Source organism: Legionella sheltonii, from assembly GCF_026191355.1.
GTDB classification, from domain to species: Bacteria; Pseudomonadota; Gammaproteobacteria; order Legionellales; family Legionellaceae; genus Legionella; species Legionella sheltonii.
This window is the reverse complement of sequence record NZ_JAPHOQ010000003.1, coordinates 43,181-56,338: the sequence shown is the minus strand read 5'-3', so window position 1 is coordinate 56,338 and position 13,158 is coordinate 43,181. Positions and strand designations below refer to the sequence as shown.

Here is a 13,158-nt window from a genome sequence, read left to right as displayed (position 1 = left end):
ATATAAATTATAGTATTATTTTTAAATAGAGTGCGTGAATTAAAAAAATAGAGAAAGCAAACAAGGAAATCTTGAGTAGTTCCGATATTAGAGTATGCTTAAAGGAATAAACCAGATAAGGAAAAAAATGAAAAAAATATGGATTATTTTATTGTATGCCGTTCATACTGCGTCATTTGCTGAAGATTTGGGTAAAACAACTTATGAGATATCATGTCAAAATTGTCATGCAGCTCAATTTGCAGTTGGAATGAAAGCTCCTGCCGCCTTTGATAAAAAAGCATGGAGTGTACGTTTTAAAAACGCAGCGCTGGAAGCGAAACAAAATCCTACAGAATATAAAACCGCCATGGATTATTTATTATACAGTATGAAGCGAGGTAAAGGGCTAATGCCTCATAGTGGTTTATGTAAGGAAGTGGATGCCCCTCAGAAAAATTGTTCTGATGAAGCATTCGTTCAAGCCATTCAGTACATGTCACAAAACTAAACGGTAGTGTTTAAATAACTGTGTCATCTCTTTTAATTTGTTTATAATTTAACACTTAAAAGAGGTAGATATGAATAAAAAGAAAATAGATTTATCGAATTTTGATTTCAATGAGTTCAAATTAGAGGCTTTGACCCAGTTAAAGTCTGGCCAATCTCTCACTGGAAAAGACGGCATACTGACCCCCTTAATAAAAGAGCTATTAGAGGCGGCATTAGAAGGTGAAATGGATTCTCATATGACTGATTGTCATGAGACAGGTATTTCAAACCGTCGCAACGGCAAAACGACTAAAACAATTAAATCAACAACTGGAGTTTTTGATTTAGAAACACCTCGAGATAGGGATGGCAGCTTTGAACCCGAGCTTGTAAAAAAACGTCAAACGGTACTCAACGAGTCACTGGATAATAAAGTCCTAGCCCTCTATGCGATAGGCATGAGTTACGAGGCGATAAGCGAGCATTTATCTGAGATGTATGGACTAGAAGTCTCGAGTGCTAAAATCAGCCTGATTACTGACAAACTATTACCCCTGATTACCGAGTGGCGTAATCGCTCCCTAGAATCTGTATACCCAATCGTTTTTCTTGATGCCATGCACTTTAAAGTACGTGTTGAAGGTAAGGTCATAAGTAGAGCATTTTACACCGTCCTTGCTGTAAATTCAGAAGGTAAAAAAGATATTCTAGGGCTCTATTTATCTGAGGCAGAGGGAGCTCGTTTTTGGCTTAGTGTATTAAATGACCTTAAAGCTCGTGGTGTAGAGGATATCCTTATAGCAAGCATCGATGGACTTAAGGGATTTCCTGATGCCATTGCTGAAGTTTTTCCTAACACCGAGATCCAGCTTTGTGTCGTTCATCAAATTCGCAACTCATTAAAGTATGTGGTTAGTAAGGACCAGAAAGCCTTTATGGCCGATTTAAAGCTGGTTTATAAGGCTTCAAGCAAAGATATGGCTTTGCATCATCTACTTGAGTTGGAAGAGAAATGGGGCAAAAAATACCCGGCGGTGATGAAATCCTGGAATAACAACTGGGAAGCTCTATCACAATACTTCAAATACCCAGAAGAGCTAAGACGCATCATTTACACTACCAATATTGTTGAAGGCTTTCATCGGCAAATTCGCAAGTACACTAAAAATAAAGGCGCTTTCACCAGTGAAAACGCCCTTATTAAGCTTATTTATTGTGCTTGCCAGAAAGTACTGGAAAAATGGAATCAGCCCATGCACAATTGGGCGCTTATCGTGTCCCAGTTACAAATCTATTTCGAAGACAGACTAACCCTGGGACTTAGATAATGACTGAGGTGACACAGTTGGATGAACACTCTCAACTAAACATTATATTAGTATCCAAAGACCACTGATTTTGATTCGAAGCCACAAATGTAAGTTCAATTATACTTTGGAGCTTCTGGGGTAGGAGCTTCCTCTCCCTCAGTTTTCAGAGATAAAAGCTCCTCTTTCAATTTCGTTTGCTGTTTGTTGCGTTGTTTCTCTTGAACTTCCTCCGCATTATAAGAAAAAAGGCTAAGATTTAAATTGGATATCGCATCCCATATTCTTTTAAAAACACCTCGTACGTTAGCTGGTTGTACTTTTAAAGTATCCTCATTAACGTTTTTTACAAACATATTCACAGCATCGCGGTATCTATTAAGCACATAATCTCTTTTAGTCATTTCCGATGCAGAGGGCATTAAAAGATCAGTTTGCAATGCTGAATCTAATTTATCTTTTAAGGTTGTTAAGGCTTTATAAGACGGGTCAGTTTTATCTACATTTTGATGATCCAATTCATCAAGAGATGTAACTACCATAGAATAAAAATAATTTATTTTTTCTGTAATCTCCTCGAAACTAATATTACTTTTCGGATCATCTAACATAGCCAAGTTAAATTGAGTAGCCATAACTTGTAATGGTTGAACTATCTCTTCTGTAAATCTTCCTAATTTAGGACTGAGCAAACTATTTACCGCTTGATTTAAAGACTCAGCTTCACTTACTAACTTAATCAGTTCATTTATATGACCTTTGCTTACATTCTCGAGGTCAATTTCTGCAATTTGTTGATTAAGCTCTGCAATTTTTTGATTCAGTTGAACTAAATCTAACTCTTTAACATTACTCGCCTTTTTTTCATAGCTTGGCATTTTGCCGTCATTGACTTCTTTTATTTTCTCTTTTAAGGCACTAAATTGGTCAAAGAGTCTCCTATTATTTTCATAACATTTTCTTTCTTCAGGTGATAAGTTGTAATCTTGAAGAAGCAGGGAGTAACTGGTTACTATAGATGCCATAACATTTCTCGCCACATCTGCCTCTTTTTCTGCAAACGTCTTCTCTTCACCAGGCTTTGCTTGAACTCTCCCGTCAACTACTACGCCATTAACTATGTCTTTATAATTGTCTATGCCAATAGCAGCAATCACATCATCATGTAAACGAGTTCTTTCTTTATTGAGGAGCATTTTTGCCGTTTCATTTAATATAGGGCGCATGTAAGCCATGGTACTCCCTGCTTTTTCAATTCTTTTATTAAAAGAGGCACGATCAACAATAGGCAACTCCAAAGCATCAAAAAGTCTTGATAATTTTCCTATCGTATCTTTAGCTTCTTTTACAATGTTTTTTGGTTGATTTTCTTTATTAGGTTCAGGATCTTTTTTCAAATGCTTTATAAATTGCTCTTTAAACGCATACAAATATACTTCATCTGATCCAGGTGCTAACCCAGCTAACCATGAAATATTTTTTCGTAACTCATCAATACCCACCTCGTTCATAGCACTTGTAATAATCGCCGGAAAGGTAATACCAAATTCTCGTTTTAAATTCTCGACATCACCTTTAAATTTCTCAAGGGCAGCTTTTTCAATGTTATCTGTTTTAGTAATGGCAATAATAGTTCTAGCATTATCGCCTGATACCTCTGCAATTTTTTTTGCATATTCCTTTGCTGCTACTAATGAGTCTGGATTGTTCGGGTCAATACAAATAACTCTTATGTCTGAGTATTTATTAATATTCATCGGCGTTAGACCTGAAAATTTCAGCTCTCCTGCCGTATCAAAAAGCTCAAGCTGAAGACCCTCTATATCTGATGGTACGTTTTGATGGAATGTAAATCCTTGTGTAGGCTGATGATTTTGAAAAAATCTCGGCAATTTATTTAAGCCTTCTTCGGTTAATAATGCACGAGAAAGTTGTGTCTTTCCACTTCCAGAGCTACCAAAAAAGCCAACCTTCACTGTTTGTTTCTTTTCTTTATTAGCTTTTGCCTGCGTCATAATTTTGCTCAAAAAGTCATTCATAAATACTATTATAGTATTTTAATTATACTTTATGAGCAAAAAAAACTTCGATAAAAGCAAGGCAATGATCAAGGCTTATCATGATACAAAACAATTAATTCCTTACTGGAAGAACAGCCTAATAATTCCATGGTTTTAGCTAAAGTTCCTTCTACAGTTCGGTAAGAGATATTCATTTCCCGGGCGATTTCTTTGGAACTTTTTCCCAGAGCAAGTAATCTAAGACAGACGGCTTGTTGTTCTGATAAACGGATGGGTAAATGGGTCGATTTATGAAACAGCACCATATCCTTTTCGTTTAATGAGACTGGTTTGGCTTGTTCTGTATTGCTTTCAGCAACACACTTGAGAGTATGTAATACATGTTCTTCTAAGGCATTATCATCCGTATCAAGAGAGATACTCGCTACCTTTTCAAATAGGTGATCGCGCTTGCTATGCAGCGAATCAAAAAAAGTTTTGAGGTCAGTTGTTAATAATGGCAGTGGATTTCGTGAAATTCGTCCTAGTTGTACGTCAGTACTGACTTGCAAAAATACGACAAGCTCTGAAGACAACAATTCTTGAATTGCTTCATCATCAATAATGCTGGCATCAGTGGTTGCTACAATATGTTCTTTAGCGCGTAACCCCATCAATACTTCTTTTTGGCACTGGTAAAAATTTTTTTGTCCCTCGACGCCGAAAATCTCATGCAAAGTACGCCCCACATGATATTCGATTCCAAGATCCGCATCGATAAACTCCCAGCCCAGTTTTTCAGCCAGAAGCTTTGCGAATAAGCCCTTGCCTGCACCAGGCAGACCGACAATAAAAATACGTTTAGGTTGATTCATCATTTTTCTCCCATGCGTGGCTTCCAATAAGCTTTGAATCTACTCATAGTATAAAAACGTATTTAAATTGCAGCAATACGTAAAAATACGTATCAAATATTAAATTTTTTATACAAAATTTTTTATCCCTTCTGTTTTACTAACATGTGTTTTACAGTTAATAAATCAAGATATGCTTTTTTCTTATCGGCTGGATTTCGTAAAAGATAAGCAGGATGATAGCTTACGATAAAAGGAATATTATTGTAATGATGGAGTGAATTTCGCAATTGTTTCAGCGGCAGTGGTTGATTCAGTAAAAATTGACCCGCAAAGCGTCCTAAAGCCAAGATCAAATGCGGCTGAATCAGCTCAATTTGCCGTGCGAGATAAGAACTGCATTGGGTAATTTCCTCCATCTGAGGATCTCTATTATTGGGTGGTCTACATTTCAAAACATTGGCGATGTAGACATCGTGTTCCTGCATTTCAATGCTCTGTAACATTTGATTCAATAAACTTCCTGCCTTACCTACAAAAGGTAACCCTTGCTGATCCTCATAAAAGCCAGGAGCTTCACCAATAATCATTAATTTTGCGTTCGAACTGCCACGGAAAAAAACAGTTTGCGTCCGCGTTTTATGTAAAGAACATCGAGTGCAAGCAGCCACTTCTTTAGCTAAGGCAGATAATCCTTGTTCACAGGAGGGATGCGAGCTACGTCGCTCCCAGAGATCGATTCCCATAACCTGTAGATAATAACGATTTAAAGGGTCTGACATAGAAGGCTCATTTTACACAATAATTGCTCGAGAAAAGTTGGATGGTTATTTTCGTTTTTAATTTTTGATAAATCAATGCTTCCATAATTAAAAAATCCCCTCATCCCGCCTAGCGAGGCTCTCCATATCGTAGAAGAGTTCTATTGGATGGGAAATCCCTCGCTAGGCTTGGGATGACGTTGGAAATAAATTAGCCGATTCTTTAAGTATCATCTTGCGAGCATTTATAAATTGCGTCTCATTCCAAATGTTTTCTACGAGTAATGTTCCCTTATCGAGACATTCTTCATAAGCAGCTAATCCAATTAATAAATGGGAGAATTTAATTTTTCTAAATTTGCGCAAGGCATCAAATAAAGTCAATCGTTCAATTTCAGATCCACATATATCATCCCCGCATTCTCCATCAATGCCTTTAAATTTTGCCGCAAACCAATCCTCTAAAGACTTTCCTTTCATAATAAAGCTATGGGAGATTTGTGAACCACCAAGTACTCGAGTATCTAAATATTGCTGAATATCAACACAAATTGAGTTGTTCTTTATATATTCCAATGCTTCAGTAAATAATGGGCTTAATTCGAAAGGTTGCACCTGAACTCTAGCACGTAATTCCATCAATGATTTAAGTCTATTTTGTTGTTTTACCTGATTTTCTGTAGTCTTATTTCGCGAAGTTTGTACCTCCTTTTTCATCGCCTCTATTTGATTATCGAGTTCAACTACAATCTTGTGCAGACGAACAGAATTTTTTCCTTTCGTAACCATTTGATCGTGCAACCAATTGCATAACTCTGGAGATAAAGATTGAGTTTGTTTGCTCGAAAATACTTTGGTTAATGCAGCATCGAAATCATCTGGAGTTAATCGATCATAGAGTTCGGCCGCTTTTAAATAAAGATTCGCATGCTCTTCTTCCAGATGTTCCTCCAACATTTTTCGCTCCCAATCATCCATTTTGGTGGCGTTGCTTAATTCAATCATCCCGCCCCCAGGTAAAAGATAATAACCGTGATGTTTTGCAAAACGAATTCGCCCCTGTGCATCGACATGAATTCTATCCACCGCTTCATTTTTAAGCGAACCACCCATTTGAATCTGAATTGGATAGAGTTGATTCGCGGGGGGATGAGCAATATTGAGCTGATCCAAATTAAAAAGATGAGCTTTATTCGTTTTCCTTAAGTGGGCTTTTTGAGCTTCACGAAATTTTTCCCAAATTTCTGACGTATACTCAGGGATTGGTAGTTTCAATCTCATCTGCCCCGGGGTACTACCAAACTCAAACCAAGCGTTTAATTCGTCATCCATCTCCATATTATAAAAATCGAATAAAATTTCAAAAAAGTTCTGATTTTCGATGCGTTGCAAAACATCAGCATAATTAATGAAAGTTGCAGCATATGTTAACTCTTTATAATGTGCCTTCACTTGGCTCTTATCAGTCACTTTACCCGCAAGTTTTTTGATGTCTGCCATTTTATCCAACATTATGGCTTGTCGACCTTGAGTGTTCGCTTCTTTATATTGAATCAACATCGGGCCAATATCAGTAAATAACTGCACCATGTTTTTCCTTATCTGAGATTTGATAAATGTCAGTTTATAACAAAAATGTAAAATTTTAATACATCTGATAAAAATCAAATTATAATACTATTTGAGTTAATTTTATGCTTTCGCTATGCCTCTTATTATAGATTCGCAAAATATTGCACATAATGAATGGATTTGGGATTATCTAGAGTCTCAGCGTCTCGTAGGGAAAGAGGTTTGGAAACCGAATGAAGTATTTACCTATAACGGCACTTCGTACACATTTCAGCAACCTGTATTTGCAAGAAAAAGAAAAAATCCTGCTCAGGGCTATGCTTATGAAATGCTATCCACAAAACGTCTCGGCGCAGGAGAATATGGATCAGTATATCGTATTTCCTGCACTATGAGCCAAGGGAAAACAAATACCTTCCAAGCTAAAGACAAACATCGAGTCGTAAAATTTCTCGATCCTCATCATGCCTTGAATGAGTATGAGGTTGCACGTTACGCCGCACATTTACATATTAAAGCACCAACTCAGCACTACTTGGTCATGAAAGAAATGCCAGGCGAAACACTATTTAGTTTTTTAAGCAAATACGCTCTAAGCCGGCAAGAAAAATTAGATCTGTCTATAGCGCTCGCTTATGCAATTAAAGAACAACTCATTGATATAAAAATTATTCATAGAGATCTTCATGGAGGTAATATTTTAATAAAATATGATCCCCAGTCTTCACAAAACCCTTTTATAGTAAATATTATTGATTATGGGATTGCCAGATATATCCCCACTTTAACTGTCTATCGAGAAAATTATGATGCTTTTTCATTATGTGAGCTTTTAGAGTGGATTTGGGCAAATGAATCAGATAGACCTAAGTACATTAATCGATTATTGTATTTAAGATCAAACGATATACTAGATTACCTTTGTCTTGATGAAATAGTTATATCCCCCACCTCACGATCTCAAGAACCCCTGGATCACATGTTTGTCTATTTAAACAAGTTGGAGAACAAAGAGTTAGCCCAGGAATTACAAACTAATCTATTAACTGCATTAAAAGGATCTAAGGCGAATAATTTAGCTTTGATGAGGCAGGCCGTCCAGGAATGTATAGATAGATTGCAACAACACAAAATTGATCTGAGTACCTTTCCTTATCCAATCTTTATAGAAGATCTAGAGAAACAAAAGCTGTTTAATGATATTAATACCTATTTTAGGCTTTTGGAAAATAAAGGAAAATCCCTGAAGAACACGTCTCAAGAATTAGAAGGAGAACAACTGTGTGCTCTGGCCCACAACTTAAGACAGAAAACATATCAAGCCGCTATGATGCCTTCCCATGATCAACGAAATGCTTTAGTTGAATGCAATGAATATTGCAAACAAGTCTTAAAAGATAATAAAAAATTACTTGATATCCATCGAGACTCCAATTACATTTGGGCGGAAATTGGGATAGCCCTGTGTTCTCTTATTGTGTTCTACCCCGTAGTTGGTTTTATTCATTATCTTGCAACGGATAGGTTTAGATTTTTTAATCAAACCGAATCAGCTGCAGGAGCCCAAAAAATAGAAAAGAATTTTAATCAACTATCTACTCTCAAAGTGGATTAGCAGTTTTTCTTTTACAATTCACATCAATGCACATTGCTTTAAGCACCATCTATAAATTTTTTCCCATAATAGTTAATGATTCAAAATTATTTTGCTAATATAGCTGCCGTTGTCATTATAAGAAGAATAATCTATGACATTAGCAAAAAATTCAAATCCCTATTCAGCTGATACTGCATTTCAAGATGGCCGATTACGCCAAGCGCAGCTAAAAATGCTCGCTATGCTGGAAGTAGTAGACTCTATCTGCAGAAAACATGGTTTGGATTATTGGCTTGATGCAGGAACTCTTTTAGGTGCTGTCCGCCATCAAGGGTTTATTCCCTGGGATGATGATGTGGATATTGCCATGCCCCGCGCCAGCTATGAACAATTTCTACGTGTTGCTCCATTAGAGATTCCAAGCTGGATGTGGTTGCAAACAATCCATAGCGACCCAGGCTATTTTAATATGGCTACTCCTTTAAAAATCAGGGATCGTGCCAGTCGTTTTATTGAAAAACACGAAAAGGGGAATGAGCCGTACGTTCAAGGTATCTTTATTGATGTATTTGTCTATGACAGGATGCCAGTAGACCCAAAACAACGTAAACGATACAAATTCTATGCTAAAAAGCTCTCCCGTTTATTAAGCACTAAATACAGTAAAGTAAAAATAGGACACTATCCTACCCTCTATAAATTGATCGCCTCATTTTTTCCTAAACCTCTGCTTGAGTGGAGTTTGCAGAAAATCATCCATCAAGCAAATGCCAGTCATAGCCCATATATAGGACGAGGTTATAATTGCGTAGGCAAAAATTTAATTAAAAAAGAAGAAATCTATCCTTTGCAGCGCGTCTCTTTTGAAACCAAAGAATTTAATATCCCTCGTAACGCGGAAGCGTTCCTGATCCAACAATATGGTGATTATTTGCAGTTACCTCCAGAAGAACAACGAGTCATGAGACATTGTAAGGAACTGATTCCCCACCTGGAAGAAGCAATATAGCCCCCTACTCCCTGAGTATTGACAGATAATCATGCAATCGGATACAATTGTACCCAATATCTAACAAGCACATCTCTAAGAGGCTTAAACTATCATGGACATTATTTCTTAAGTACGCCTTTTATTTCGGGCGATGACGGAAGCAGTCAAAATCACTGCCCATTTAGAATACTTAAGAGAGTTACATGATGCATAAGCCTATTCGATTTGAAGATCTTAGTCTTTCTTTCCCCCACAAAACATGTTTTGTGGACTTCAGTGGCCAAGTTTACAACGGCAGTCGAATTGCAATTATTGGACGCAATGGCACTGGAAAATCAACTCTGCTCAAAATACTTGCAGGATTGCTTCAACCAACCGAGGGTGACATCCATTTTCCTCAAGCATTAAATATAGGTTATGTCCCCCAAGTCATTGAAGAATATAACTCATTAAGTGGAGGACAACGTTTTCAAAAATTATTGACGCATGCTTTTGCTGCGGATCCAAATCTTTTAATGCTCGATGAGCCTAGTAATCACCTGGATCGTAAAAATCGACATTCTTTAATAAGAATGCTTTCTGATTATCGAGGAACCTTAATTATGGTGACTCATGATATTGAATTACTGCAATCCACTGTGGATACGATTTGGCATATTGATCTAGGTAAGGTCAATGTTTTTACTGGATGTTATGAGGATTACTTGCGAGAAATCACGATTCAGCGCCATGCGATTGAAGGTGAACTTGCGGAACTGATACGTCAGAAAAAGCAACTCCATGTCGACATGATGAAAGAACAAGTACGAGCCAAGAGCAGTAGAGCTCAAGGTGAAAAACACATTCAGCAGCGGAAGTGGCCAACCATTGTTTCACAGAGTAAAGCGAGGAATGCACAAGAGACTTCTGGACGTAGAAAAAGCGCAATCTGCCATAAGAAACACGAGTTAAGTCAACGTTTATCAGAACTCTACTTGCCCGAAACGATTCAACCCAAATTTGCTGTTCCTGGGGTTGCAACAAGCCAGACCTTAGTAACAATCAGCGAAGGAACTGTTGGTTATGTTGAAAATAAGTCAATTTTGCGTGAGTTGAGCGTTTCAATAAAAGCACGAGATCGGATTGGGATTTGTGGCGATAACGGTTCAGGTAAATCCACTTTACTCAAAGCCATTTTAGGTAGTCCGTCTGTCATCAAAACAGGAAATTGGACGGTCCCGCAAGCGGATGAGATTGGCTACCTTGATCAACATTACACGACTCTGCCAGCAGAGAAAACAGTATGGGAGGCGATAAGCTGTTGCTTAATGAATAAATCCTATACCGAAATTAGGGAGCATCTAAATGATTTTTTATTTCGAAAAAATGAAGAAGTTAATGCCTTGGTTTCAACCTTATCTGGTGGAGAAAAGGCTAGACTCTCTTTGGCACAAATTGCGGCGATTACACCCAAAATGCTGATTTTGGATGAAATGACAAACAACTTGGATAGAGAAACACGTGCTCACGTCATTCAGGTACTCAAAGTTTATCCTGGGGCCATGATTGTTATTTCCCATGATGCTGATTTTTTGCATGCTATCCAAGTAACTGATCGGTATGAAATTAAGGGTGGTCTATTAAGCGCCTTATAGTTGTACCCAAAACTGAGTAAAGATTATGAATAAAAAAAATAATTCGCTAAACAATTTTTTCCTGAATCTGATAAAACCATACAGTTGGTATGTTATTGGATTATTGCTTACTGCTGCTTATTGGGGGATTAATAATGCCCTGTCTCCTTATGTGTTAAAACTGATTATTGATAAGGTTGCAGCATTTTCGGGCAATAAATCAGCCCTATTTGATGCGATAAAACCCTATATCATCGTATACATTACGTTGTGGGTGTTAATTGCTATGGATATGCGCCTTTCAGATTGGCTCCGGTTGAAGTTATTTCCCTACTTACGATATGACCTGGTTAATAACATGTTTGCCTATTTGAATCAGCATTCACATCGTTATTTCCAAAATAACTTTGCAGGCAGTTTATCCAATAAAATCTCTGATATGACCGCGGGCACCATCTCGATTTTTACAACAATCGATGATGCTGCCGCGCAAATTGTCGGTCTTATTATTGCGATTATCAGCATGCTGCTTGTGCAGCCGATATTTGCTTTGATTTTATTTGTTTGGGCTATTACTTTTTTGGGAGTCGCAATCGTTTATTTCAAGCCGGTGCAAGATCTTTCTAATATCTTTGCGACCAGTAAAACCACTTTAGTTGGAAAAATTGTTGATAGCATAAGCAATATCACGAACCTGCGCTTGTTTTCCAGAGCAGACTTTGAGAATCAAGTAATTCGAAATGCAACCCAGGATACCACAGATAAGGATCAGACCATGCAATGGACTATCTTGAAAATGCGTATCTATTGGGACGTGAGTATTATTGTGTTGATTGCTACCAACTTATATATGTTGGTCGTTATGTACAGTAAGGGTCAAGTATCAATAGGTGATTTTAGTTTCGTTATCTCATTGTCACTGAGTATTTTCTATAATTTATGGTATCTGGCGAGCCAATTCGTACATTTTGCTGAAGAACTGGGAAAGTGCCGACAAGCCCTAACCCTGATTTCAGAACCCCATGAGATCAACGATCAACCGAATGCGCAGCCACTTACAGTCACTCAAGGTCGGATTGAATTTCAAAACGTGAGCTTTCACTATGATGAAGGAGCCCACCTTTTTAAAAATAAATCCGTTGTGATTGAACCCGGGCAAAAAATTGGTCTGGTAGGTTTATCTGGCTCCGGAAAAAGTACTTTTGTCAATTTGATTCTTCGCCTGTTTGATGTGGAGTCAGGTAAGATTTTGATTGATGGACAAAATATTCGCGAGGTAACTCAAGAATCACTACGCGAAAATATTGCAATGATTCCTCAGGATGTAACCTTATTTCATCGCACTTTAATGGAAAACATTCGTTATGGTCGAATTGATGCAACAGATACTGAAGTAGTTGCTGCATCAAAGAGAGCACATTGCCATGAATTCATTTCCAAACTTCCTGAGCAATATGATGCGTTAGTTGGTGAGCGTGGAATTAAATTATCGGGTGGACAACGACAAAGAATTGCCATCGCCCGAGCTATGTTGAAAAATGCACCGATTCTTATCCTAGATGAAGCAACCTCAGCCCTGGATTCGTTGACTGAAAAATTGATTCAGGATGGCTTACATGTGCTAATGCAAAACAGAACAACCATTGTAATTGCGCACCGACTCTCCACTTTATCTGAAATGGATCGCATCCTGGTTTTTGAAAAAGGCCGTATCATTGAAGATGGTTCTCACGAGGAACTGCTCAAAATACCGAGTCATTACAGTCGTATGTGGAAAATGCAAGCCGGGGGATTTTTACCTGATGCGTTATAACGATCATTAGTGCGGCGCAATTTGGGATTTTTTGTAACTATACCCTCACCCTATCCCCCCCCCCAAAGGGGCGAGGGGATAAAAAACACTCCATAAAAAATCCCCTCTCGCGCTTCAGGTGAGGGTATTAAAATAGCTTTTTCCTTAGATCAGATACTTGTTCCCCCTGAGATATGCAC

10 protein-coding genes are annotated in these 13,158 nt (G+C 37.7%); 6 read left to right on the top strand and 4 right to left on the bottom strand.

The annotated features are described in order from the left end of the window. The first annotated feature begins 127 nt into the window (after positions 1–127). Together OQJ26_RS04075 and OQJ26_RS04070 are read left to right on the top strand one after the other, a co-directional pair. Entirely contained in the window at positions 128–490 is a 363-nt protein-coding gene (locus tag OQJ26_RS04075; protein WP_265702684.1) for a c-type cytochrome, read from the top strand. 70 nt (positions 491–560) lie between these two features. Continuing rightward, the gene (locus OQJ26_RS04070; protein WP_265701939.1) at positions 561–1,799 is read left to right on the top strand and encodes an IS256 family transposase; all 1,239 of its coding nucleotides are present in this window, start codon (positions 561–563) and stop codon (positions 1,797–1,799) included. Positions 1,800–1,894: 95 nt separating this feature from the next. Here OQJ26_RS04070 and OQJ26_RS04065 read toward each other — a convergent pair whose 3' ends face one another. The 4 genes from OQJ26_RS04065 to OQJ26_RS04050 form a co-directional block, all read right to left on the bottom strand. Then, the gene (locus tag OQJ26_RS04065; RefSeq protein ID WP_265702683.1) at positions 1,895–3,793 is read right to left on the bottom strand and encodes a GTPase domain-containing protein; all 1,899 of its coding nucleotides are present in this window, start codon (positions 3,791–3,793) and stop codon (positions 1,895–1,897) included. Positions 3,794–3,885: 92 nt separating this feature from the next. Next, positions 3,886–4,653 (bottom strand): shikimate kinase, encoded by a 768-nt coding sequence (locus OQJ26_RS04060; RefSeq protein ID WP_265702840.1) that lies wholly within the window; start codon positions 4,651–4,653, stop codon positions 3,886–3,888. A gap of 122 nt (positions 4,654–4,775) precedes the next feature. Beyond that, positions 4,776–5,414: a uracil-DNA glycosylase gene (locus OQJ26_RS04055; RefSeq protein WP_265702682.1), complete on the bottom strand. Its 639-nt coding sequence runs from the start codon at positions 5,412–5,414 to the stop codon at positions 4,776–4,778. A 162-nt stretch (positions 5,415–5,576) separates the two neighbouring features. Beyond that, positions 5,577–6,983: a hypothetical protein gene (locus tag OQJ26_RS04050; protein WP_265702681.1), complete on the bottom strand. Its 1,407-nt coding sequence runs from the start codon at positions 6,981–6,983 to the stop codon at positions 5,577–5,579. A gap of 115 nt (positions 6,984–7,098) precedes the next feature. Here OQJ26_RS04050 and OQJ26_RS04045 point away from each other — a divergent pair, with 115 nt between their 5' ends. The 4 genes from OQJ26_RS04045 to OQJ26_RS04030 all read left to right on the top strand — a co-directional run bounded on the left by OQJ26_RS04045 (position 7,099) and on the right by OQJ26_RS04030 (position 12,979). Continuing rightward, positions 7,099–8,580, top strand: a complete 1,482-nt coding sequence (locus OQJ26_RS04045; protein ID WP_265702680.1) for a protein kinase domain-containing protein — start codon at positions 7,099–7,101, stop codon at positions 8,578–8,580. A 133-nt stretch (positions 8,581–8,713) separates the two neighbouring features. After that, on the top strand, positions 8,714–9,571 hold the full coding sequence (locus OQJ26_RS04040) for a LicD family protein (RefSeq protein WP_265702679.1): 858 nt from the start codon (positions 8,714–8,716) through the stop codon (positions 9,569–9,571). Positions 9,572–9,756: 185 nt separating this feature from the next. Continuing rightward, positions 9,757–11,187: an ABC-F family ATP-binding cassette domain-containing protein gene (locus tag OQJ26_RS04035; protein WP_265702678.1), complete on the top strand. Its 1,431-nt coding sequence runs from the start codon at positions 9,757–9,759 to the stop codon at positions 11,185–11,187. 25 nt (positions 11,188–11,212) lie between these two features. Then, positions 11,213–12,979, top strand: a complete 1,767-nt coding sequence (locus OQJ26_RS04030) for an ABC transporter ATP-binding protein (protein ID WP_265702677.1) — start codon at positions 11,213–11,215, stop codon at positions 12,977–12,979. Positions 12,980–13,158: the final 179 nt, after the last annotated feature.